Here is a 23,431-nt window from a genome sequence, read left to right on the forward strand (position 1 = left end):
GCAGGGGGCGAGCGGCATGACCGGCGTACGCATCGAGGGGAACACGCTGAGGCTGCCCGGCGGGGTGGCGGTGCGGTTCATGCGCACCCTGCGGCTGCCGGAGACGGGCACACATCCGCTGCCGCCGGGGCTCGGCGAGTTCCCGCTGCGCCGGGTCGCGGACCACGCGGACTCCGTGCCCGAGGCGTGGCGGGCGCGCGGCGGGGTGATGCTGCCGGTGTATCTGCGCGAGGCGATGTGGCTGAGCTTCGGCGGCACCACCGAGCCGGCCGCGCTCCAGGTCGGGGTGGGCAAGGTGTGCGCGGTCTCGGGCAGGCCCTGGAGCGACCGGCTCTCCCGCAAGCCGCAGAACTACGTCGTCCTCCCCCGGCAGCCGTGGCTGGACGGGATCAACTCCGGGACGGGGACGGTCAGGCAGTTCGTGGCGGTGCCGCTCGGTCTGGGCGCGACCGTCGAGGGGCAGGTCACGGGCGAGGAGGTCTGGGGCGGCGTACAGCTTCAGTCGTTCCCGCTGGAGGACGAGCCGCTCGCGCGGTGGCGGGCCGAGCGGGAGCGGCGGCGCACCAGGGCGCCCATGCACGCGCCCTCCTTCGGGGCCGCCCCGCAGATGATGGCCGCGGCTCCCGCTCCCGCCGCCCCGGCGGGCATGGGGCTCGGCGTCGGGGGTTCGATGCGGCAGGAGGTCCACCGGGACGACCGGCCGCTGTCGGACTGGGTGGAGCGGCCTGCCGGGCGGGTCTTCGTGCACCTGGTGACTCCGCCCCAGTGGCGTCGCATCACCGGTGAGGAGCCCCCGCCGTCGCCGGTGGACCGCGCGGCGTACACCGCGGCGGGGCTGCCCTGGTTCGACTACTACGACGAGGACGCCGAGGATCTCGCCCCGGCACAGCCCCTGGAGGGCGTGAAGCCGGTCGGTGACTGGCTCGGCGACGACCACGAGCCCTGGCTGGAACCGCACCCGGCACAGGTGCTGCCGCTCAAGGACGCGCCGGGGAAGCCGGTGGAGGACGGCGACTGGTAGGGGCCGCCGCCGTCCACGGGAGGTGCGCGTCCGTGTCGGCCGTGCCGGGTGAAGGCCTGTGTTGCACGTGAGGGGTGCCCTGGGTCAGGGTGGTCGCGGCCGAGGCAACCGACCACCCGAGGTGTGTGCATGGGCAGGGGCGACTGGAGCAGGCGGCGCTTCGTCGCCGCCGTCGCGGGGACGGCGGCCGCGGCGACGGGCTGCGGCGGCTCGTCGGACCGGGCGGCGTCGGCGCCCTCGACGGTCTCGACGCCCTCCGCTCCCCCCGCGGCCCAAGCTCCCGGCGCGAGCACTCCCGGCGCCTCCCCCACGCCGGCCGGCCCCCGCCCCCTCCACCTCGGCACCTACACCTCCGCCGAGGACGGCGGCACCGGCATCGGCTTCGCCACCTACGATCCGGCGACGGGCGCGGTGAGAGCCGGCAGGACCCTGGAGGGCGTCGGCGACCCGTCGTATCTCGCCCTGCATCCGGCGGGGCACACGCTGTACGCCGTGAACGAGCGGGAGGCGGGTGCCGTGACCGCCGTACGGCTCGCCGACCGCAAGGTCCTGGGCAGCCGGGGCACGGGCGGCGGTGCGCCCTGTCATGTGTCGGTGCATCCGGGCGGCCGGTGGCTGCTGAGCGCCAACTACGCCTCGGGGAGCGTGGCGGTGCATCCCCTCGACGGCTCGGGGGCCATCGGCGAGCGCGCCGACCTCGTCACGCACTCCGCTCCGGATCCGGGCCCGGGCCAGGAGGGACCGCACGCCCATCAGGTCGTCACGAGTCCCGACGGCGGCCATGTGCTCGCCGTCGACCTGGGCACGGACACCGTGTACTCGTACCGGCTCGACGAGCAAACCGGGCGGCTCACCGAGGTCGCGCGGGCGCGCACCCGGCCGGGCGCGGGTCCGCGCCATCTGACCTTCCATCCCGGCGGCCGGTACGCGTATCTGGCCAACGAGGTCGACAACACGGTGGCCGTCTGCGCCTACGACGCCGGGACCGGCCGCCTGACCGTCGGCGCGGCGCAGTCCACGGGTACGGGGCCGGGCACCAGTTACCCGGCGCAGATCGTGGTGACGCCGAACGGCTCCTACGCCTATCTCGCCAACCGGGGCGACAACAGCCTCACGCGCTATGCGGTCGAGGCCGACGGCGCCCGGCTCAGGCTGCTCGACACCGTGCCGGTGTCCGGCGACTTCCCGCGGCAGATCGCGCTCTCCCCGGACGGGGCGCTGCTGTTCGCGGCGAACCAGCGCTCCAGCACGGTCAGTGTCTTCCGCGTGGACGCGGACAGCGGTGAACTCAGGCTCGCGGGCGAGCCGTTCGCGTCACCCGTCGCCGTCTGTGCGCTGCCGCTGTAGGGCGCGCGGGCAGGACGCGGCACTGGCCTGGTTGAGCAGGACGTGCATCCGCTCGGTGAGCTGCGCGACGTCGTCGGCGGGCCGGTGGAAGGGCAGTCGTACGTCGCCGTGGGCGCGGGTGCGCTCGATGCGCAGGGTCAGTCCGTGGCGGTCGACGGCGATCGGCTGGACCTTGACGGCGCCGTGCAGGCTGTCGGGCTCGACGAGCCGGGTGAGCCGTTCGACGGCGTCGGAGTGGCAGTCGGCGAGGTGGGTCAGCAGCCGTGCCTCGGCGGTGGCCAGCGGGTCGGGTGCGGCGGCGGCGAACTCGTCGACGTCGACGACCACGGCACCGGACGACTGCCGCAGCACCACGCGCGTCGCGTGGAAGGCCAGGTCGCCGTCCTCGGGGGCGAACCAGCCGGCGAGCCAGAGCCGGGCCCGGATACGGTTGCGCACGGGGACGGGCGAGACGTCGGCGAACTCCAGCACGGCGGACGGCTCCCCGCGGGGCGCGCAGATCGCGGCGGCGACCAGGGCGCTGTCCTCGGGCACGTTCAGCAGCAGCCGGCCGTCCTCGGTCACGGTGTGCGCGCCGACGAACTCCTCGCGCCCGCCGTCCGCGGTCACCGCGCAGGACCACGCGGTGGCGAGCACCGAGCGCGCCCGCTCCGCCGCGGCAGGCGCCGCCGTCCAGCCTTGGCCGTCATCCATCCCAGCACTCATCCCGGAACCTCCTTAGGTAAGCCTTGCCTAACCTATCGGAGTTCGAGGTGTACGCCAACCGGCAACCCGCCTCTTCACGGGCCCTTTCCGGCGCACGCGGGCACACCAGGGCGCACTAGGGGGCAATTACTCCCAAAAGGGCACGGGCGCACAGGTCCCGCACCTGCTCCCGGGACAGGTCCGAACCCCTCAGCCACTCCAGGCAGACGGCGGTGGTGAAGGCCAGCCAGCCGCGCACGGCGAGCCCGGTGTCGGGCCGCGCCTCGAAGACCGCTCCGAACTCCGGGTCCGCGGCCAGCGCGGCCAGGATCTGCCGCTCCTGCGCCGCCAGCGCCCGTTGATACACCCGGCGCACGGCCTGGTCGCCCGCCGCGTCCGCCCGATGGAAGGCACGGTAGCCGTGCGCGTGGTCCTCGACGTACTCCAGGAAGGTGTCCAGCCCGGCGGCCAGCTGCTCCCGCACCGGGATGCCGGGCACGGCCGCGGTCATCCGCAGCATCCGCACGCTCTCCCGCTCCACGACCGCCGCGAAGAAGTCCCGCTTGGTCGGGAAGTAGTGGTAGAGCAGTCCGCGCGAGACCCCGGCGATCTCGGCGACGCGCTCGATCCACACGTCGTCGTACGGGCTCTCCGAGAACAGCCGCGCACCGACGGCCAGCAGCTGCTCGCGGCGCTCCTCGGTGCTGAGTCTGCGGCGGGTGCGTGCGCCCTGGTCGGCGGCCATGCCAGCACCTTACTTGACGTCGGTTCAACAACGGGCCCAGACTGAATCCCGCTATTGAACCCACGTACAACACGCTCAACCCGCGGGTGGATCAAGGGAGATGGCGGCATGACGGACACGACGGCCGGGACCGCACTGCCGAAGGGGTTCCGCAGCGCCGAACAGGGCTGGCCCGAGTTGCGGCGCATCCCGCATCCGCCGCGGCGCATCCCGCTGCTCGGCGACATCCTCGGCGCCGACCGGCGCACCCCGCTGCAGGACTCCCTCAGGTACGCCCGCATGCTGGGGCCGATCTACCGGCGCAAGGCCTTCAACCGGGAGTTCGTGTTCGTGTGGGGCGCGCAGCTCGCGGCCGACCTCGCCGACGAGACGCGCTTCGCCAAGCATGTGGGGCTCGGGATCGCCAATCTGCGGCCCGTCGCCGGGGACGGGCTGTTCACGGCGTACAACCACGAGCCGAACTGGCAGCTGGCCCACGATGTGCTGGCGCCGGGCTTCAGCCGTGAGGCGATGGCGGGCTACCACCCGATGATGCTGGCCGTGGCCGAGCGGCTCACGGCCCACTGGGACCGCGAGGCCGCGGCGGGCCGCGCCGTGGACGTGCCCGGGGACATGACCAAGCTGACGCTGGAGACGATCGCGCGCACCGGGTTCGGGCACGACTTCGGGTCCTTCGAGCGGGACCGGCCGCACCCGTTCATCACGGCGATGGTCGGCACGCTCACCTATGCGCAGCGCCTGAACTCGGTGCCGTGGCCGGGGCTGCTGCGGGAGGCGGGACGGCGCAACGAGGCCGACATCGCCTATCTGAACCGTACGGTCGACGACCTGGTCCAGGAGCGCCGGGGCACGAGCGGGGACGGTGATCTGCTCGACCGGATGCTGGAGACCGCGCACCCGGAGACCGGGGAGCGGCTGTCGTCCGAGAACGTCCGGCGCCAGGTGATCACCTTCCTCGTCGCCGGCCACGAGACGACGTCCGGCGCGCTCTCCTTCGCCCTGCACTATCTGTCCCGGCACCCCGAGGTCGCGGCACGCGCGCGTGCCGAGGTGGACCGGGTGTGGGGCGACGCGGAGACGCCGGGGTACGAGCAGGTGGCGAAGCTGCGGTACGTACGCCGGGTGCTGGACGAGTCACTGCGGCTGTGGCCGACCGCGCCCGCCTTCGCCCGGGAGGCCCGCGAGGACACGGTGCTGGCCGGGGACCACCCGATGCGACGGGGTGCGTGGACGCTGGTCCTGACGCCGATGCTGCACCGCGATCCCGAGGTGTGGGGCGCGGACGCCGAACGGTTCGACCCGGACCGGTTCGACCCCAAGGCCGTACGCACCCGTGCCCCGCACGCCTTCAAGCCGTGGGGGACGGGGGCGCGGGCCTGCATCGGGCGGCAGTTCGCCCTGCACGAGGCCACGCTGGTGCTCGGTCTGCTGCTGCGGCGCTACGAGCTGCGGGCCGACCCCGGGTACCGGCTGCGGATCGCCGAGCGGCTGACGCTGATGCCGGAGGGGCTGCGGCTGCATCTGGAGCGGCGGAGCGTGGCGGCACGGGTCGCGCGGGTGGCGGCGGTCCAGGAGGAGGCGCCCTCGGAGGGGCGGTGCCCGGTGCACGGGGCCGGGGACTGACGGCGACGTCTCCGGAGCCGTCGGGTCGGTGAACCACCGGTAGCCAGAGCTCGAGCAGGACCGGTGTACTGCGTCGTATCGCCGGTGCGTCGGGTGTGGCGGGCGCGGGACTTCAGTCCACGCCCGGGGCGGCGCCTGCCCGCTGCGGGGCACTGGAGCGGAGGGGCACGGCCCGGCGCGGGGGCACCCAGAGCGGCGGGGTCTGCCCGGTGCGGGCGACGGACCCGCGACATCCCAACCGGGTGCCTGTGCCCCTCCCGCCCACGTCCAGTGCCGGGCGCGGGCGGCTGCCCTGTGCCACCTGGTACCGGGCACCGCTCAGGTCTGCGTCCAGTGCCCCGGGCGCCCCACCCGCTCCGGCAGCCTCGTCCCCGCGCTTCCCCGCGCCGCGTTCACCTGCGGCTGGGTCAGGAAGAACGCGCCGGTCAGATCGGCGTCCGTGAGGTCGGTGTCGCGGAGGTCGGCGCCGATCAGATCGGCTCCCCGCAGGTCGGCGCCGGTGAGGTCGGCCGCGATCAGCAGGGCGCCGCGGAGGTTCGCACCGCGCAGGTCGGCGCCCTTCAGCCGGGCGCCCATCAGGTCGGCGCCGCGGCGGTCCTTCTTCTTGCCGCGGGTGCCGGCGCGAGCCAGTTCGCTGGTCCTCAGCAGGAGGACGTTGACCTCCTGGCGGTGTGCGGCCACGTCCAGCGCGGCCAGCTCCTGCGGTGTGCCGAGGGTGAGTTCCTCCGTCCGCTCCAGCAGGCGGCGCAGCTCGGCGTGGACCGGGCGGGCGGCGGGCAGGGTGAGCGCCTCGGTGAGGTACCAGAGCAGTTCATGGAGCTGCCGGACGACCGGGAAGACGTCGAACATGCGGCGGGCGTGCTCGCGCGGGCCCGTGCGCCAGTCGCTGCCGCCGAAGGTGACCTGCGAGACCTTCTGGCCGGCGCCGAAACAGTCGTAGACCGTGCAGCCGGTGAAGCCCTTCTCCCGGAGCCGGGTGTGGATGCCGCAGCGGTGGTCGGCCAGGAGGTTCGAGCAGGGCTTGCCGGCGGGCTTGTCCACGGCGAAGTCCGTCGACGCCGCGAAAGGCAGAGCGACGCAGCACAGCCCGAAGCAGCTCCCGCAGTCGCCGCTCAGGGCTGGGTGATCTTGCATGTCTCCAGGATACGGAACGAGAACTCACCGATGAATTTCTCGCGGTGTGGGGGTCTCCACATACAGGAGAAAACAAACTCGGCTACCACTGAGATGCAGCCGACGGAAGCAGGAGCAACACCACATCGAGGAGAGACGTCATGTGCAGCCACCAGCCCGCGTGCCCCGCCGCCGACAGCTCGGACCATCACGCCGCGATCATCGTGTCGTCCCACCCCGAACAGGGCTGGCATCTGCTGTGCAACGGCACCATCGTCTTCGACGACACCGGTGAACTCCTCCCGGACGGACGGGTGGTGAGCCCGCACCGTCCGGTCGGCACCCTGGCCGTCGCCGCCTGACTCAGCCCTGAAGGTCCGGCAGGTCGAGCGCGGCGAGCCGCTCGGGGTCGGCGAGGATGTGCAGTTCGGTGATCCGGCCGTCCACGACGGTGACGCCCATGACCGAAAGGGCCTTCCCCTCGGGGGCGTTGAGCACTCCGACCGCCCCGTTGACCAGCACGTACCGGGCGTACGGCACGAACTGCCGGAACAGCAGCGCCTGTTCGGCCACCGCCCGCGCCCCGCGCACCAGCTTCGACGCCGCCGCACCGCCGACCAGCGGACCGGAGTCGGCCCGCAGGACGACGTCCGGGTGCAGGACCGCGAGCAGCGCCTCGAAGTCCCCGTGGTGGGCGGCGCTCATGAAGGCGTCGACGACCTTCCGCTGCCGGCCCGGATCCGGCTCGGCCGAGGGCGTGGCGCCCTTCACCCGGCGCCGGGCACGGCTGGCGAGCTGCCGGGTCGCCGCCGGGCTCTTCTCCACGATCGCCGCGATGTCGTCGAAGGGCACCGCGAACATGTCGTGCAGCACGAACGCGAGCCGCTCGGCGGGTTCCAGGGTCTCCAGGACCACCAGCAGGGCGAGGCCGACCGAGTCGGCCTGGAGCACCTCCTGCTCGGGGTCGATCCGTGACAGCGGAGTGATCACCGGATCCGGTACGAAGGTGTCGTCCAGCGGGTCCTCACGGCGCGAGGTCCGGGAGCGGAGCATGTCGAGGCAGACCCGTCCGATCACCGTCGTGAGCCAGCCGCCCAGGTTCTGGATCTCCCCCGCATCCGTGCGCCCCAGCTTCAGCCAGGTCTCCTGGACGGCGTCCTCCGCCTCGGCGAGCGAGCCGAGCATCCGGTAGGCCACCGCCTTGAGGTGTCCGCGGTGTTCCTCGAAACGGCCGGCGAGCACGTCGCTCTCGTTCATCCCATCCCCCACAGGTGTCAGTCGCGCGCTCCATGATCACATCACACACCGGAGAACCGGTCTTACCAGGAGGCATGTACGCGCCCCATACTGTCCGCACTGCCGTTCTGCCCGGGGGAGCACGAGGTGCACGTTCGGTTCCGCGTCGCGCTGGGGGTTCGCCTCGCCGCGGTGCTGGGCGTGCTCGCGTTCCGGTACGGGGATTCGAGCATGTCACGCGGCAAGCCCGGGGCGGGCCGCCGCCGGTACACGTGCCCTGCCCCCGAGTGCGACGGCACGCGTTCCGTGCCCAAAGGGCGTACCGCCCCGCCCAGTTGTCCCGAGTGCGGCACACCGATGGTCCCCGACGGCTCGCCCTCTGGAGGATGAGACCTGTGCTGTCCGGGCTTTCCCAGGCTGCCGGAAAGGCCCTCGGCGGCGCCCGCTTCACCGTGGTGAGCGTGTTGCCGGTGGCCGTCCTCACCGGGTATGTGACCGCGCTGGTCGTGTCCGGCGCGTACGCGGGTGACACGGTCCACACCGGGGAGCTGGCCGGCTGGACGAAGAACCATGCCGAATGGCTGGCCGTCGCCGCCTTCGGGTGCCTTCTCGTCGGGCTGTTGCTGCGCCCCTTCCAGGTCGCTCTGGTGCAGATGCTAGAGGGCTACTGGCAGGGGCGGGCCGTGCCGGAGGTGGCGGCGGCACTCGCGACCGAACGGCACCGACGGCGCCTGCACACGGCCTTGGTGGTCAGCGATGTGGTGGTGCCCGAGACGCCGGTGACGCGCTTCCAGGACGCGGTCGCCCTCGCGCGCCGCAGGAGCCGGGCGGCTCGGATCGCCGCGCGGGCCGAGGGCCGGATGCTGCGCTATCCCACCGGTCCGCATCCGATACCCAGCGCCGCGGACGAGGACGACGACCGGCTGATGCCGACCATGCTCGGCAACATCCTGCGGGACGGCGAGGACACGAGCGGCCGACGGTACGGGCTGGATCTGTCGACCGTGTCCCACCGCCTGTACCCGCAGCTCTCCCCCAAGCTGACCACCGCCGTCAACCAGCAGCTGGATCTGCTCGACACCACCTGTGCGCTGAGCGTCTCCTTCGGACTCGCCACCCTGGCCGGCGTCCCGCTGCTGGGCCGCCTCGACCTGTGGAGCCTGGCGCCCCTGGTGACCGCCCTGCTGAGCGTGGCCGCCTACCGCGGCTCCATGCGGGTCGCCGCCGACCACGCGGAACTGCTGGCCGCCGCGTTCGATCTGCACCGGTTCGACATGCTGACGGCGCTCCACCTGAAGCTGCCGTCCACCCCGGCCGAGGAGTACGAGCGGAACACGGCGCTCACGGAGTTCCTCGCCAGTCCCAAGACCCTGGCCAAGGACGAACTTCCCGGCCTCACCTACGAGCACCCCGACCCAGGACTCCCGGCGTCAGGCCCCACCGGTCAGCCTGACGGCCCCGCCTAGCCCCTGGACGTTCACCACGACCGTCCTCGTCTCGCCCGGACCCGGCTGCGCCGACGCGAAGACCGGCTGCGACAGGTCCCCGAAGAACCGCACCCCTGACGTCAGTTCGACCCGTCCCGCCAGAACCGTCCAATCGGGCGGCAGCGTGATCTTCACGTCCGCCCACAGCACCGTGACATCGACGACCATGCGCGGTTCCAGAGGGAAGTCACAACCCGACAGATCGATGTGCACCCTGCCGAACAGCAACGCCCGCACGATCAGCTTCTTCGGCGCGGTACCCGCCATCCGCGGCTTCGCCGGCGGATGGAGCAGCGATGTGAAACGCCGGACCCCGGTGTCGATACCGGGGTCGGACCTGCCACGGAACAGAGCCACGAAGACTCCTCCCAGAATGAGGACGACCGGTGCCTGGCGCGACAGGTCCGGCAGTTGCGGTACGTCGAATCTGAGCGCGAGCACACCGACGCCGACGCCCATGAGGGCCAGGGGCCCGCCCAGTTGCCCGCGCGGTACGGCCGCCCGGAGCACCAGGACCATCCCGGCGAGGACCAGCAGCGTCGGTACGGCCACCGACAGGGCCGCCAGAACCTCCCGCAGGCCCGCCACCCCGCCGACCGCCCACGCCGTGCCCAAGGCCACCGCGCCGAGTCCCAGCGCGACACGTATCCGACTCACTCCCGGTCCCTCGTCCTGCACGCGGGCGTGGTCGCCCTGCTCATCGGTCGAACGAGGATAGCCGCGCTCGTCGCACACACGTGCAGGGGCGTGGGTCGCAACTAACGGCCGAACAGCTCGAACGCCACGGCCGGTTTCCCGCCGAACCGCTCCCCCGTCGCCGTGGCGTTGCCGGTCAGGAAGCCGCGGGCGTATGTCTCCGGATCCTCGTCGGTCAACGCCTCGATGTAGGTGCGGTGTTCGAGCAGTGAGCGCACCGCGCGCTCCAGGCCGGCCGTAGCATCCGCCGCGTGGGTGGGCGTCGACGAACCCGCGACGGCGACCCAGCGGACGCCGTTCCAGGGCTCCAGGCCCTGTTCCAGCAGTTCCGGGAAGATCCAGCGGTTCCCGGCGTCCCCGGCCGCGTCCAGCGTGGCGCGGCCCACCGCCACATGGTCCGGGGTGTTCCAGGCGACGCCGCCCCAGGTGTCCCGGTGGTTGAGGGTGATCACCAGTTCCGGCCGGTGCCGGCGGATCGCGGCGGCGATGTCGCGGCGCAGGGCGATGCCGTACTCGATCACACCGTCCTTGTGGTCGAGGAACTCCACCGTCGACACCCCGACCACCGCCGCACTGGCCCGCTGCTCCTGCTCGCGCAGCGGGCCGCACTTCGACGGCTCCAGCGTGTCGATGCCGGCCTCGCCGCGGGTCGCCAGGACGTAGGCGACTTCACGGCCGGCGTCGGTCCAGGCGGCGATCGCGGCCGAGCAGCCGTACTCCAGGTCGTCCGGATGGGCCACGACGGCGAGGGCGCGCCGCCAGTCCTCGGGCATGGGGTGGAGCTGAGTGATCGTCGGCTCGGTCATGCCCGCACAGTAACGTCACACCTCGTCGCGCGTCAGCGCCAGCAGCCGGTCCAGGACGCGCGGGCCGCCCGCCCGGACACCGTCGTGCTCGAACTCGTCGGTGACCCAGGTGCGCAGGCCGCGGATGGTGCGGGCGGTCTCCAGGGAGTGGGCGGTGTCGACGTACATGTCGTCGTGGTAGACGGCCGCGGCGACCGGGACCTCGTTGGCGGCGAGACGGGCGCTGTCGTACAGCGGGGTCCAGTCGGTGCGGGCGGCGAGGTGTTCGGCGGTCTCGCGCAGGGGGCGCAGGGCCGGGTCGGTGTCGAACATCCAGGGGTGGATGGACTCACCGGTGAACAGGACCGGACCCTCCCCCGCGAGGGATTTCGCCGCGTCGAACTGCGGGAACTCGGACCGGACGCGCTCGGCCGACCAGGCGGTGGGCCGGCTGTCCTGGCCGTAGGTCGCCTCGTGGACGAGGGCGTAGAGGGGGTGGCCCGCGTACGACAGGAGGCCCTGGACCTCTTCCTGGAAGGCGTCGGAGAGGGCCGGGCCCTGCGGGGCGCGGACGAAGGCCTCCTCCAGGAGGAAGTGGAGCCGGTGGCTGCCCTCGCTCCCGCCGAGGAGGATGCCGAGGGACTGGAAGGCCTCGACGGTGAGACGGTAGCCGTTGGGGAGGACGACCTCGTGGTGCAGGAGGTGGTCGGCGATCCGGCGGGCCCGCTCCACGTCCTGCGGATAGCGGGCGTAGTGCGCGGCGACCTTGCGCTCGATGCGCGGGTAGGCGGCGCGGTAGACGTCGTCGGCGTGCGCGTGCAGGGACGGCAGGCCGCCGGTGATGACGGCGGCGGCGAGGCCCTCGGGGGCGGTGGAGAGGTAGTTCACCGCGCAGAAGCCGCCGAAGCTCTGGCCGAGGACGGTCCAGGGCGCGCCGCCGGTGACCTGGGCGCGGATCGTCTCGCAGTCACGGACGATCGAGTCGGCGCGGAAGTGGGTGAGGTAGTCGGCCTGCTCGGCGGGGCCGCCGTGCAGCGGGAGCGTCTGCCGGTTGGCGGGTGTGGAGTGGCCGGTGCCGCGCTGGTCCAGGAGCAGGACGCGGTACTCCTTCAGGGCGCGGCCGAGCCAGGACGGCTTGCCGACGAAGCGGTTCGCGCCGAAGCCGGGACCGCCCTGGAGGTAGACCAGCCACGGAAGGGGCTGCCGCGCCTTGTCACCGGCGACCACCTCACGGGCGTAGAGCTCGATCGTCTCCCCCGAGGGGTCGGTGTGGTCGAGGGGCACGGTGAAGCGTCGGTCGGTGAGGACGACGCCGGGCTGGCGGTAGGTCGCGGTCAACAGGGCTCCCGGGACGGACGGATACGGACGAGCGCGTCCCAGTTCAGCACATGTCCGTCCGGTATCCGATGCCCGGGATCATGAAATCGGACTGAACGGCCGATCAGCGGGCGGAGAGGCTCGACCGCCGGACGACCAGTTCCGGCTGGAGCACGACCCGCCGGTGCTCGTGCCGGTGTCTCGTCGTCCCCGCCTCCGCCTCCGTCTCCTCCAGCAGCAGTTCGGCGGCCAGGGCGCCCATGGTGACGGCGGGCTGGCGGACCGAGGTGAGGGGGACGGCAGCGGCGGCGGCGAACTCGATGTCGTCGTAGCCGACGATGGCGAGGTCGTCCGGAACGTTGATGCCGGCCGCGTACATGGCCTGCAGCACGCCGAGAGCAAGAAGGTCGTTGGCGCAGAAGACGGCGGTCGGGCGGTCGGCGAGGCCGAGGAGACGGGCGCCCGCGTCACGGCCCGCGGCGACGTCGAGGCGCTCGGTGGGCAGTTCGCGCAGGACGTCGGGGTCGAGCCCTGCCTCGGCGAGGGCGTTGAGAGCGCCGGTGCGGCGGTCGCGGACCTGGTTGAAGCCGGGCGGACCGCTGACGTACGCGATGGTGCGGTGTCCGGCGTCGATGAGGTGGCGTACGGCGAGGGCGCCGCCCGCGACGTCGTCGACGGAGACCGAGCACTCCGTGGTGCCCTCGGCGACCCGGTCGACGAGGACGAAGGGGATGCCGTGCCGCCGGAAGGACTCGATGTTGCGGCCGGTCGCGTCGGCGGGGGTCAGCAGGACGCCCCGGACCCGCTGCTCGGCGAAGAGGGAGAGGTACTCGGCCTCCTCGCCGGGGCTCTGTGCGCTGTTGCAGACCATCACGCCGAGTCCGGCGTCACGGGCGGCCCGCTCGGCACCGCGGGCGACGTCCACGAAGAACGGGTTGCCCATGTCGAGGACGAGCAGCCCCATGATCCGGCTGCGGCCCGCGCGCAGCTGGCGCGCGGACTCGCTGCGGACATAGCCGAGCCGGTCGATCGCGGACAGGACCCGGGCTCGGGTCTCGGTGGCGACGGAGTCCGGACGGTTGATCACGTTCGAGACCGTGCCCACGGAGACTCCGGCGGCGCGGGCGACGTCCTTGATACCCACCGACTGGGCCATGGGGCGGGAACCTCCAGGTGAACGAGGGGCGGCGGGCCGGTCTTCACATTACCGGCACGCCGTCCGGGTACGGCGACTTCGGTCAGGCGGGAAGCGCGAAGTCGACGACGTGCAGTGCGGAGGGTGTCGTACCGGTGGACTTCTCCTGGTACATCACCGACAGCACGTTGTCCTGCGCGATCCGCATCTCGTCGATCACGACCTCGCCGAAGGCGTTGAGTCCGCCGCCGTCGAAGAGGAGCCTCCAGTCGGTGTGTCCGGAAGCCGCGGAGGCTCCGGCGATCCGGCCGAACGGGAAGACCGCGTAGGCGTTGTCGTACTTGTCCAGGACCAGCTTGGTGCGCTGGCTGGAGGCCGGCGGGACCGGGATCTCGGTCTTCTGCCAGGTGCCCGAGGCGTTCTTGCGGACGTGGAAGGCGCGGCCGTTCGCGGTGCGGTCGGCGACGTAGTTCGTCGTGCACTGGCCGAAGCGGCCGGGGACATAGCTGATGATCGCGTGCGGGCGGCCGGCGGAGTCGGTGAACTGGCTCTCCTGGTTCATCAGGGAGTGGTCCGGGTTCAGCGCGTCGATCACCAGACCGCTGTCGGTGACGGCGACCTTGTCGGAGCCGCCGGTGGTGCCGACGACGGTGCCCGCGTCGTTGCGCCAGGTGCGGCCGCGGTCGTCGGAGTAGACGTAGCCGGTGTCGTGGTTGGTGATGCCGCCGGAGGAGCACATCACGGCGCCGTTCTGCTCACGCCAGGTGAAGAAGGAGTGCAGCCGACCGTTGCGGTCGTAGTCGATGCCGTGCAGATACATGTTGCGGGCCGTCGACGAGCCGTGCTCGCCGGCGTACGTCCCCGTGGCGCTGGACCACTCCCCGAGTGCCGTCCACGCCGAGCCGTCGTACTCCGCGAGGGCGTTGCGGCCGTTGCCGGAGACGGCGACCCGGTAGCTGAGCTGGAGCCTGCCCTCGGGGGTGGAGATGAACTGGGGGTAGGTGAACTGCGAGGTGAGGGACAGTCCGTCGAGGGTGGACTGCGGGGCGCCGAAGCGGGCCGCGGTCCAGCTCAGACCGGACGGGTTGTCCATGAGCCCGGCGACCGACTTGACGTAGGTGAAGCCGTCGCTGTGGGAGTCCATGTTGAGGTGGAGACGGCCGTCGGTCCTGGAGACACCCATCGATATGACGTTGTGGGAGTCGTCGTAGCGCAGGGTGTGGCCGACCTTGACCGTGGACCAGGTGCCGGAGCCGAGGGCGCGGCGGCCGACGACCGCGTTGCGGTCGGCGGTGTACCAGACGGCGTACTGGTGGCCCTTGTAGGTCAGCAGGCCGTTCTTCTGGAACGAGTTGTTGTTGACCAGGCCGTCGTAGGAGACGAAGAAGATCGCCTGGCTGTCGAGGGTGGTGGTCCCCGTCCTGGTGACGGAGGGGCCGGGACCGGCGGCCCGCGCGATGCCCGGTGTTGCCACGGCGGCCAGTATGGCGGACGCCAGGACGGTACGTCTCTTCATGGGGGCGGCTCCTGGTGGGGGAAGGTCAGGCGAGGTGGAAGACCTCGGTGAGCGGTTTCATCGCCTCGTCGGGCCGGGCGCCGTCCAACGACTCGAAGAACGGCGCCATCTCGGCCTGCCAGCGGGCGTTGACGTCGGTGGCTTCCATGCCGGTCACGGCGGCCTCGAAGTCCTCGGTCTCCAGGTAGCCGACCAGCAGGCCGTCGTCTCTGAGGAAGAGCGAGTAGTTGTGCCAGCCGGTGGCCGAGAGCGCGTCGAGCATCTCGGGCCACACGGCGGCGTGCCGCTCGCGGTACTCGTCGAGGCGGTCTGCCCTGACCTTCAGCAGGAAGCACACGCGCTGCATCAACACCCCTTGGGGACTCAGAAGTTGATCAGAAGTTGAACTGGTCGATGTTCTCGGCGTCGAACACGGTCGGCTTGCCGAGGTTGATCACGCCGTCCTTGCCGATGGTGTACGTCGTGCCGCCGGCCTTGAAGGTCTCGCCCTCCGCGCCGGTGATCTGGCCCGAGACCAGCGCCACGGCCGTCTGCGCGGCGAGCGCGCCGAGCTTGGCCGGGTCCCACAGCTCGAACGCCTCGACGGTGCCGTTCTTGACGTACTTGCGCATGTCGTTGGGGGTGCCGAGGCCGGTCAGCTTGACCTTGCCCTTGTACTTGGAGCCGGACAGGTACTGGGCGGCCGCCTTGATGCCGACGGTGGTCGGGGAGATGATCCCCTTCAGGTTCGGGAACTCCTGCAGCAGGCCCTGGGTCTGCTGGAAGGACTGCTGGGCGTCGTCGTTGCCGTAGGCGGTCTTGACGAGCTTGATGTCCTTGTACTTGGGGTCCTTCAGCTCGTCCTTCATGAAGTCGATCCAGACGTTCTGGTTCGTCGCGGTCTGCGCGGCGGACAGGATCGCGATCTCGCCCTTGTAGCCGATCTGTTCGGCGAGCAGCTGCACCTCGGTGCGGCCGAGGTCCTCGGCGGAGGCCTGGGAGACGAAGGCGTTGCGGCAGTCCGGCTTGGTGTCGGAGTCGTAGGTGACGACCTTGATGTCGTTCTTCATGGCCTGCTTGGTCGCGGTGCACAGGGCGCCCGGGTCCTGCGCGGAGACGGCCATCGCGTCGACCTGCTGCTGGGTGAGCGTGTTGACGTAGCTCACCTGCCCGGCGGTGTCGGTGGCGCTGGAGGGGCCGACCTCCTTGTAGCTGGAGCCCAGCTCCTTCAGGGCCGCCTCGCCGCCCTTGTCGGCGGAGGTGAAGTACGGGTTGTTGACCTGCTTGGGCAGGAACCCGACGGTCAGCCCCTTCTTGGTGGCCGCGTTCGGGTCGGCCTTGGCGGTGGAGGAGGCGGAGGCGCCCTCGTTCTCCACGTCCTTCTTCGTGGTACCGCCACAGGCGGTCAGGGCCAGGGCGAGAGAGGTTCCGGCGGCGAGGGCCGCGCAGGCACGGCGGAGCGACGACTTGCGCATGGTGGGGTTCCTTTTTATGAGGGTGGAGTGGAGCTACCTAGGGGCGCGGGGAACTGCGCGACCAGCCACAGCGCTCCCGCAGCTGCATACGGCGCTACGACGTAAGCCTTTGCGCCCGAGCAATGGAGATCTGCCGTGCGACTCGCGGCCCGAGCACCGACAGCACCAGCAGGACCCCCGTGACCACGATCTGCGACTGCGCGGACACATCCTGAAGGCTCATCACGTTCTGCAATGTCCCCAGCAGGAACACCCCGGCGATGGCGCCACCGAGCGTCCCCTTTCCGCCGTCGAAGTCGATACCGCCGAGCAACACCGCCGCGATGACGGACAGTTCGAGCCCGGTCGCGTTGTCGTACCGAGCGGACGCGTAGTGCAGCGCCCAGAAGATGCCGGTGAGCGAGGCCATCAGCCCGGTCACCGTGAACAGGATCAGCTTCTGCCGCTTGACGCGGATGCCGGCGAACCGCGCGGCCTCCTCGCTGGCGCCGATGGCGAACGCGGCCCGTCCGAACGCGGTGGCGTGCAGGACGATCACGGCGATCACGAGCAGCACCAGGAAGGGCACGAAGGCCTGCGGGACGAACGTGTCGCCGATCCGGCCGGCCGCGAAGTCCAGGTACTGGGTGGGGAAGTCGGTCACCGAGTCGGAGCCGAGCACGATCTGTGCGATGCCCCGGTAGGCGGCGAGGGTGCCGATGGTGACGGCGAGGGAGGGCAGCCCGAGCCGGGTGACGAGCAGGCCGTTGACGAGGCCGCAGACCACGCCGAGCAACAGGCAGATCGGGATGATCGTCTCGATCGTCATGCCCTGGTTCCACAGGGCGCCCATCACGGCGCCGGAGAGACCGGCGGTGGAGGCGACGGAGAGATCGATCTCGCCCGAGACGACCAGAAGGGTCATCGGGAGGGCGACCAGGGCGATCGGAAGGGTGTTTCCGATCAGGAACGACAGATTGAGAGCGTTTCCGAAACCGTCGACCGTTCCGAAGGACAGCAGGAGCACGACGATCAGAACGGCGCCCACGACCGTGTCCCAGCGGACGGCTCGCGTCAGAGACTCAGGCATGGCGGGCGTTCCTCTTCTTCAGGGCCGAGGCCACGCGCAGCGCGACGATCCGGTCGACCGCGATGGCGAGGATGAGCAGGATGCCGTTGATGGCGAGCACCCACACGGAGCTGACGCCGAGCGCGGGCAGCATGCTGTTGACGGAGGTCAGCAGCAGGGCGCCGAGGGCCGCCCCGTAGACGCTGCCGGAGCCGCCGGTGAAGACGACGCCGCCGACCACGACCGCGCTGACGACGGTCATCTCGTAGCCGGTACCGGTGCCGGAGTCGACGTTGCCGAACCGGGCCAGATACATCGCCCCGGCGAGACCGGCCAGGGCCCCGCAGAAGGTGTACGCGGCGAGGATCCGCTTGCGGACCGGGATGCCGGCGAGGCGGGCGGCCTCGGGGTTGGAGCCGAGGGCGTAGAGCTCGCGGCCGCTGCCGAAGTGCTTGAGGTGGTACGCGGTGGCCACCAGGACCACCAGCGCGATGAGCGCGAGGTAGGGCACCGCGGAGATGCCGCCGGAGCCGAAGTCGATGAAGCCGTCCGGGAGGCTCGCCGCGGTGATCTGCCGGGAGCCGACCCAGATGGAGTCGATGCCGCGGATGATGTACAGCGTGCCGAGGGTGACGACGAGGGCGGGCACCTGGCCGAGACTGACCAGGAGGCCGTTCAGCAGGCCGAACCCGATGCCCATGAGGACGGCGAGGGCGATCGCGACGACCGGGTTCCCGCCGCCCTGGAGGTAGTTGCCGGCGGCGAAGGCGCTGATGCCGAGGGTGGAGCCGACCGAGAGGTCGACGTTCCGGGTGATCACGACCAGGGACTGGCCGGTGGCGACCAGCACCAGAATCGTGGCGTTGAGCAGCAGGTCCTTGATGCCCTGTTCGGACAGGAACTCGCTGTTGCCGGCCTGGGTGATGACGATCATCACCAGGAAGACGACCAGGATGGCGAGTTCGCGCATCTTGAAGACGCGGTCGACGAGCCGGGTGCCGCTGGACCTGGGCACCTCGGCGACGGGCGCCTTGTCGGGGGTGGTGACCGTCATGCGGCGGCCCTCCGGGGGACAGGGGACGTCGTGGTGGGCCTCATGCGGCAGCCCTCCCGGTGGCTGCGGCCATCACGGTTTCCTCGGTGGCTTCGGAGCGCGGGATCTCGGCGGTGAGCCGTCCCTCGTGCATCACCAGCACGCGGTCGGCCATGCCGAGGATCTCCGGCAGGTCGGAGGAGATCATCAGGACCGCCACACCGTCGGCGGCCAGCTCGCTCAGCAGCCGGTGCACCTCCGCCTTGGTGCCGACGTCGATGCCGCGGGTGGGCTCGTCGACGATCAGCACCTTGGGGCCGGTGGCCAGCCACTTGGCGAGAACGACCTTCTGCTGGTTGCCGCCGGACAGGGTGTTGACCGTGTCGGCGATACGGGCGTACTTGACCTGGAGCTTGACGGCCCAGTCGAGGGAGCGGCTGCGTTCGGCACCGCGGTCCATCAGGCCGGCCTTCACCGTCGTACGAAGTCCGGTGAGGCCGATGTTGCGCTCGATGGACATGTCCATCACCAGGCCCTGAGCGCGCCGGTCCTCGGGGACCAGGGCGAGGCCCGCGGCCATGGCGGTGGAGGGGGCGCCGTTGACCAGTGGCTTGCCGTCCACGGAGACATCGCCCGCGTCCCAGCGGTCGATGCCGAACACCGCCCGGGCGACCTCGGTCCGGCCCGCCCCGACGAGCCCGGCCAGGCCGACGATCTCGCCGCGCCGCACCTGGAAGGAGACGTCGGTGAAGACACCCTCCCGGGTCAGGCGGTTCACCGTCAGGGCGACCTCGCCGGGGCGTACCTCCTGCTTCGGGTACAGCTCGTCGAGGTCGCGGCCGACCATCCGGCGGACGAGGTCGTCCTCGGTCATGCCGTCGACCGGCTCGCTGGAGATCCAGGCGCCGTCGCGCAGCGTGGTGACCCGCCGGCAGATCTGGAAGATCTCCTCCAGGCGGTGGGAGATGAAGAGGACGGCCGCGCCCTGTTCGCGCAGGGTGCGCACGACTCCGAAGAGCCGGGCGACCTCGCTGCCGGTCAGGGCCGCGGTCGGCTCGTCCATGATCAGGACGCGGGCCTCGAAGGAGAGCGCCTTGGCGATCTCGACGATCTGCTGGTCCGCGATGGACAGACCGCGCGCAGGGCGGTCGGGGTCGAGTTCGACGCCGAGCCGCTGCATCAGGGCGAGGGTGGCCGCGTGGGTGGCCTTGTGGTCGATACGGCCGAACGTGCGCCGCGGCCGGCGGCCCATGAAGATGTTCTCGGCGATCGACAGGTCAGGGAAGAGCGTCGGCTCCTGGTAGATCACGGCGATACCGGCGTCGCGAGCGTCGCCGGGCCCGTGGAAGACGACGGGCGCGCCGTCGAGCAGCACCTGGCCGGCGTCCGGCCGGTGCACCCCCGCCAGGGTCTTGATGAGGGTCGACTTGCCCGCGCCGTTCTCCCCGGCGAGGGCGTGCACTTCGCCGGCGAACAGCTCCAGGGACACGTCCCGCAGGGCGCGCACGGCGCCGAAGGACTTGGAGATGCCCTTGAGCGCCAGCACCGGGGATGGACCCGCTTCGGACGGGTGGGTCATGAGGGGCTCCTCGACGACGCCCGGGGTCTGCCCTCACGGCGTCGTGAAAGGTTTCAACTTGGTTGCCGGGACGTTAGGCACCCAGCGCATGTCACGTCAATGGGTTCGTATCGAAAAACTTTCGAGACTCATGGGTCACAGCCGGGTCACGGGCAACAGGCTCGGCCGCAGGGGTTGACACCTCACCGGGCACCTCATACTTTCCGTTCTTGAATCGTTTCACACAGACCTTTCGATGCAGCTTTCAGATGACCTTCCGAACCGACGTCACAGGAGCCCCGAAGTGACCGAGCTCGCCGCGGTGAAAGCCGCGCTCAAGACACAGGCAGTCGAGACGCCGTCGTGGGCGTACGGGAACTCGGGAACCCGCTTCAAGGTGTTCGCCCAGCAGGGTGTTCCGCGCACCCCGCAGGAGAAGCTCGACGACGCCGCCCAGGTGCACGCGTTCACCGGTGTGGCCCCGACCGTCGCCCTGCACATCCCGTGGGACAGGGTCGAGGGCTCCGATGGATACGCAGAGCTGGCGAAGCACGCCGAAGACCGCGGAGTGAAGCTGGGCGCGATCAACTCCAACACCTTCCAGGACGACGCCTACAAACTGGGCAGCATCTGTCACCCGGAGGCGTCGGTACGGCGGAAGGCCGTCGACCATCTGCTGGAGTGCGTCGACATCATGGACGCGACGGGGTCCACGGATCTCAAGCTGTGGTTCGCCGACGGCACGAACTATCCCGGGCAGGACGACATCCGCAGCCGTCAGGACCGGCTGGCCGAAGGGCTGGCGGAGGTCTACGAGCGGCTCGGGGACGGACAGCGCATGCTGCTGGAGTACAAGTTCTTCGAGCCGGCCTTCTACACCACCGATGTGCCGGACTGGGGGACGGCGTACGCGCACTGCCTGAAGCTCGGCCCCAAGGCGCAGGTCGTGGTGGACACCGGGCATCACGCCCCCGGGACCAACATCGAGTTCATCGTCGCCACGCTCCTGCGGGAGGGGAAGCTCGGCGGGTTCGACTTCAACTCGCGGTTCTACGCCGACGACGACCTGATGGTGGGGGCGGCCGATCCGTTCCAGCTGTTCCGGATCATGTACGAGGTGGTGCGCGGCGGCGGGTTCACTCCCGATGTGGCGTTCATGCTCGACCAGTGCCACAACATCGAGGCGAAGATCCCGGCGATCATCCGGTCGGTGATGAACGTGCAGGAGGCTACGGCGAAGGCGTTGCTGGTCGACCGGGGTGCGCTGTCTGCTGCGCAGGCTTCGGGGGATGTCCTTGAGGCGAACGCCGTGATCATGGACGCGTACAACACGGATGTGCGGCCGCTGCTTGCGGAGGTGCGTGAGGAGATGGGGCTGGACGCGAACCCCATTGCTGCGTACCGGCGTTCCGGGTGGGCCGAGAAGATCGTGGCCGAGCGGGTTGGCGGAGAGCAGGCCGGGTGGGGGGCGTAAGCGTCTGCCGGGTTCTGTCGTATGCCGGGTGCGGGTCCGTTGTGGCTGGTCGCGCAGTTCCCCGCGCCCCTAGGTAGGAAATCGCCCCCTCCTCTCAAGAAGGACTGAACGTTCATGGCCCTCCACCCCGAAGCTGCCGCCCTCCTCGCTCGCTCTCATCGGCTCGGCGCCGATCCCCGCAACACCAACTACGCCGGTGGCAACGCGTCCGCGAAAGGCACCGACACCGATCCCGTCACCGGGGGTGATGTCGAGCTGATGTGGGTCAAGGGGTCCGGTGGTGATCTCGGAACCCTCACCGAGGGCGGGCTGGCCGTCCTGCGGCTGGACCGGATGCGGGCGCTCGTCGACGTCTACCCGGGCGTCGAGCGCGAGGACGAGATGGTCGCCGCCTTCGACTACTGCCTGCACGGCAAGGGCGGGGCGGCGCCCTCCATCGACACCGCGATGCACGGGCTGGTCGACGCCGCGCACGTCGATCATCTGCATCCCGACTCCGGGATCGCGCTGGCCTGTGCCGCGGACGGCGAGAAGCTGACCGCGGAGTGCTTCGGCGACACCGTGGCCTGGGTGCCGTGGCGGCGGCCCGGGTTCCAGCTGGGGCTGGACATCGCCGCGATCAAGGCGGCCAACCCGCAGGCGATCGGCGTCGTCCTCGGCGGGCACGGCATCACGGCGTGGGGCGCGAGTGCCGAGGAGTGCGAGCGGAACTCGCTGCACATCATCCGTACCGCCGAGGCCTTCCTCGCCGAGCGCGGCAAGGCCGAGCCCTTCGGGCCGGTGATCGAGGGGTACGCGGCTCTGGCCGAGGACGAGCGGCGTGAGCGGGCTGCCGCGCTGGCTCCCCATGTACGGGCCATCGCCTCGCAGGACCGGCCCCAGGTCGGGCACTTCAACGACTCCGACGTCGTCCTGGAGTTCCTGGCCCGGGCCGAGCACCCGCGGCTCGCCGGGCTCGGGACCTCCTGCCCGGACCACTTCCTGCGGACCAAGGTCGCTCCGCTCGTCCTCGACCTGCCGGCGGACGCCCCGCTGGACGAGGCCGTCGCCCGCCTCAAGGAACTGCACGCCTCCTACCGCGAGGAGTACGCCGCCTACTACCGGCGGCACGCGCTGCCCGACTCCCCCGCCATGCGCGGTGCGGACCCGGCGATCGTGCTGATCCCGGGTGTGGGCATGTTCTCCTTCGGCAAGGACAAGCAGACCGCGCGGGTGGCGGGCGAGTTCTACGTCAATGCCATCAACGTGATGCGCGGCGCGGAGGCCGTTTCCACGTACGCGCCGATCGAGGAGTCCGAGAAGTTCCGTATCGAGTACTGGGCGCTGGAGGAGGCCAAGCTCCAGCGGATGCCCAGGCCGAAGCCGCTCGCGACGCGGGTCGCGCTCGTGACCGGGGCGGGCAGCGGGATCGGCAAGGCCATCGCGCACCGGCTGGTCGCCGAGGGCGCGTGTGTCGTCGTCGCCGATCTCAACGCCGAGAACGCCGCGGCCGTCGCGGAGGGACTCGGCGGGGCCGACAAGGCGGTCGCCGTGACCGTGGACGTGACGTCCGAGGAGCAGATCGCCGAGGCGTTCAAGGCTGCCGCGCTCGCCTTCGGTGGGGTGGATCTCGTCGTCAACAACGCCGGGATCTCCGTCTCCAAGCCGTTGCTGGAGACCTCGGCCGAGGACTGGGACCTGCAGCACGACATCATGGCCCGGGGCTCGTTCCTCGTCTCGCGTGAGGCGGCCCGGGTGATGATCGCGCAGGGCCTCGGGGGCGACATCGTCTACATCGCCTCCAAGAACGCCGTGTTCGCCGGGCCCAACAACATCGCCTACTCCGCCACCAAGGCCGACCAGGCCCACCAAGTACGGCTGCTCGCGGCCGAGTTGGGTGAGCACGGCATCCGGGTCAACGGGATCAACCCCGACGGCGTGGTCCGCGGGTCCGGGATCTTCGCCGGCGGGTGGGGCGCCAAGCGGGCCGCCGTGTACGGGGTCGAGGAGGAGAAGCTGGGCGAGTTCTACGCCCAGCGGACGATCCTCAAGCGCGAGGTGCTGCCCGAGCACGTCGCGAACGCCGTGTTCGCCCTGACGGGTGGGGAGTTGACCCACACCACCGGCCTCCACATCCCGGTCGACGCCGGCGTCGCGGCCGCCTTCCTGCGGTGACGGGC

At 71.0% G+C, this 23,431-nt stretch carries 21 protein-coding genes; 7 read left to right on the top strand and 14 right to left on the bottom strand.

Annotated elements, in window-relative coordinates; genetic code table 11:
- The first annotated feature begins 16 nt into the window (after positions 1–16).
- Positions 17–1,021, top strand: coding sequence for a hypothetical protein (locus PH203_RS34100; protein WP_289925115.1), 1,005 nt, complete (start codon positions 17–19; stop codon positions 1,019–1,021).
- 129 nt (positions 1,022–1,150) lie between these two features.
- Complete coding sequence (locus tag PH203_RS34105) at positions 1,151–2,368, top strand: lactonase family protein (protein WP_289925116.1); 1,218 nt, start codon at positions 1,151–1,153, stop codon at positions 2,366–2,368.
- Here PH203_RS34105 and PH203_RS34110 read toward each other — a convergent pair.
- Together PH203_RS34110 and PH203_RS34115 are read right to left on the bottom strand one after the other, a co-directional pair.
- Entirely contained in the window at positions 2,336–3,061 is a 726-nt protein-coding gene (locus PH203_RS34110; protein ID WP_289925117.1) for a DUF2470 domain-containing protein, read from the bottom strand. The genes PH203_RS34105 and PH203_RS34110 overlap by 33 nt on opposite strands.
- Positions 3,062–3,188: 127 nt before the next feature.
- On the bottom strand, positions 3,189–3,797 hold the full coding sequence (locus tag PH203_RS34115) for a TetR/AcrR family transcriptional regulator (RefSeq protein ID WP_289925118.1): 609 nt from the start codon (positions 3,795–3,797) through the stop codon (positions 3,189–3,191).
- A gap of 108 nt (positions 3,798–3,905) precedes the next feature.
- Here PH203_RS34115 and PH203_RS34120 point away from each other — a divergent pair, with 108 nt between their 5' ends.
- Positions 3,906–5,420 (top strand): cytochrome P450, encoded by a 1,515-nt coding sequence (locus PH203_RS34120; RefSeq protein ID WP_289925119.1) that lies wholly within the window; start codon positions 3,906–3,908, stop codon positions 5,418–5,420.
- Positions 5,421–5,738: 318 nt separating this feature from the next.
- Here PH203_RS34120 and PH203_RS34125 read toward each other — a convergent pair whose 3' ends face one another.
- Positions 5,739–6,554 carry a pentapeptide repeat-containing protein gene (locus PH203_RS34125; RefSeq protein ID WP_289925120.1) on the bottom strand — a complete coding sequence of 272 codons (816 nt, stop codon included), beginning with the start codon at positions 6,552–6,554 and terminating at the stop codon, positions 5,739–5,741.
- Between the two features lie 140 nt (positions 6,555–6,694).
- Between PH203_RS34125 and PH203_RS34130 the strand changes: the two genes are divergently transcribed.
- Complete coding sequence (locus PH203_RS34130) at positions 6,695–6,895, top strand: DUF5999 family protein (protein ID WP_289925121.1); 201 nt, start codon at positions 6,695–6,697, stop codon at positions 6,893–6,895.
- A 1-nt stretch (position 6,896) separates the two neighbouring features.
- Here PH203_RS34130 and sigJ read toward each other — a convergent pair whose 3' ends face one another.
- Positions 6,897–7,790: an RNA polymerase sigma factor SigJ gene (gene sigJ / locus PH203_RS34135; RefSeq protein ID WP_289925123.1), complete on the bottom strand. Its 894-nt coding sequence runs from the start codon at positions 7,788–7,790 to the stop codon at positions 6,897–6,899.
- Between the two features lie 365 nt (positions 7,791–8,155).
- Between sigJ and PH203_RS34140 the strand changes: the two genes are divergently transcribed.
- A complete protein-coding gene (locus tag PH203_RS34140; RefSeq protein ID WP_289925125.1) occupies positions 8,156–9,235 on the top strand; it encodes a hypothetical protein in 1,080 nt (359 codons plus the stop codon).
- Here the strand turns inward: PH203_RS34140 and PH203_RS34145 are convergent.
- From PH203_RS34145 to PH203_RS34190, 10 genes are all read right to left on the bottom strand, one after another.
- Positions 9,200–9,913, bottom strand: coding sequence for a hypothetical protein (locus tag PH203_RS34145; protein ID WP_289925126.1), 714 nt, complete (start codon positions 9,911–9,913; stop codon positions 9,200–9,202). The two genes, PH203_RS34140 and PH203_RS34145, sit on opposite strands and share 36 nt — an antisense overlap.
- Positions 9,914–10,014: 101 nt before the next feature.
- Positions 10,015–10,758 carry a PIG-L deacetylase family protein gene (locus PH203_RS34150; protein WP_289925127.1) on the bottom strand — a complete coding sequence of 248 codons (744 nt, stop codon included), beginning with the start codon at positions 10,756–10,758 and terminating at the stop codon, positions 10,015–10,017.
- 15 nt (positions 10,759–10,773) lie between these two features.
- On the bottom strand, positions 10,774–12,075 hold the full coding sequence (locus PH203_RS34155; protein ID WP_289925128.1) for an alpha/beta fold hydrolase: 1,302 nt from the start codon (positions 12,073–12,075) through the stop codon (positions 10,774–10,776).
- Positions 12,076–12,178: 103 nt separating this feature from the next.
- Positions 12,179–13,210, bottom strand: a complete 1,032-nt coding sequence (locus tag PH203_RS34160; protein WP_289925129.1) for a LacI family DNA-binding transcriptional regulator — start codon at positions 13,208–13,210, stop codon at positions 12,179–12,181.
- 82 nt (positions 13,211–13,292) lie between these two features.
- A complete protein-coding gene (locus PH203_RS34165; RefSeq protein ID WP_289925130.1) occupies positions 13,293–14,705 on the bottom strand; it encodes a BNR repeat-containing protein in 1,413 nt (470 codons plus the stop codon).
- A gap of 25 nt (positions 14,706–14,730) precedes the next feature.
- Positions 14,731–15,051 (bottom strand): L-rhamnose mutarotase, encoded by a 321-nt coding sequence (locus PH203_RS34170; RefSeq protein ID WP_289925132.1) that lies wholly within the window; start codon positions 15,049–15,051, stop codon positions 14,731–14,733.
- Between the two features lie 28 nt (positions 15,052–15,079).
- Entirely contained in the window at positions 15,080–16,159 is a 1,080-nt protein-coding gene (gene rhaS / locus PH203_RS34175; RefSeq protein ID WP_289925134.1) for a rhamnose ABC transporter substrate-binding protein, read from the bottom strand.
- A 94-nt stretch (positions 16,160–16,253) separates the two neighbouring features.
- Positions 16,254–17,228, bottom strand: coding sequence for an ABC transporter permease (locus PH203_RS34180; RefSeq protein WP_289925136.1), 975 nt, complete (start codon positions 17,226–17,228; stop codon positions 16,254–16,256).
- Positions 17,221–18,261: an ABC transporter permease gene (locus PH203_RS34185; RefSeq protein WP_289925138.1), complete on the bottom strand. Its 1,041-nt coding sequence runs from the start codon at positions 18,259–18,261 to the stop codon at positions 17,221–17,223. Before PH203_RS34185 ends, PH203_RS34180 begins: the two co-directional genes overlap by 8 nt.
- A gap of 40 nt (positions 18,262–18,301) precedes the next feature.
- Positions 18,302–19,819 (bottom strand): sugar ABC transporter ATP-binding protein, encoded by a 1,518-nt coding sequence (locus tag PH203_RS34190; RefSeq protein ID WP_289925140.1) that lies wholly within the window; start codon positions 19,817–19,819, stop codon positions 18,302–18,304.
- A gap of 283 nt (positions 19,820–20,102) precedes the next feature.
- Here PH203_RS34190 and rhaI point away from each other — a divergent pair, with 283 nt between their 5' ends.
- Positions 20,103–21,272 carry an L-rhamnose isomerase gene (gene rhaI, locus PH203_RS34195; protein WP_289925141.1) on the top strand — a complete coding sequence of 390 codons (1,170 nt, stop codon included), beginning with the start codon at positions 20,103–20,105 and terminating at the stop codon, positions 21,270–21,272.
- Positions 21,273–21,386: 114 nt separating this feature from the next.
- Positions 21,387–23,426, top strand: a complete 2,040-nt coding sequence (locus tag PH203_RS34200; protein WP_289925143.1) for a bifunctional aldolase/short-chain dehydrogenase — start codon at positions 21,387–21,389, stop codon at positions 23,424–23,426.
- The last annotated feature ends 5 nt before the right edge of the window (positions 23,427–23,431 follow it).

This window comes from Streptomyces sp. S.PB5 (genome assembly GCF_030403745.1).
Lineage (GTDB): Bacteria > Actinomycetota > Actinomycetes > Streptomycetales > Streptomycetaceae > Streptomyces.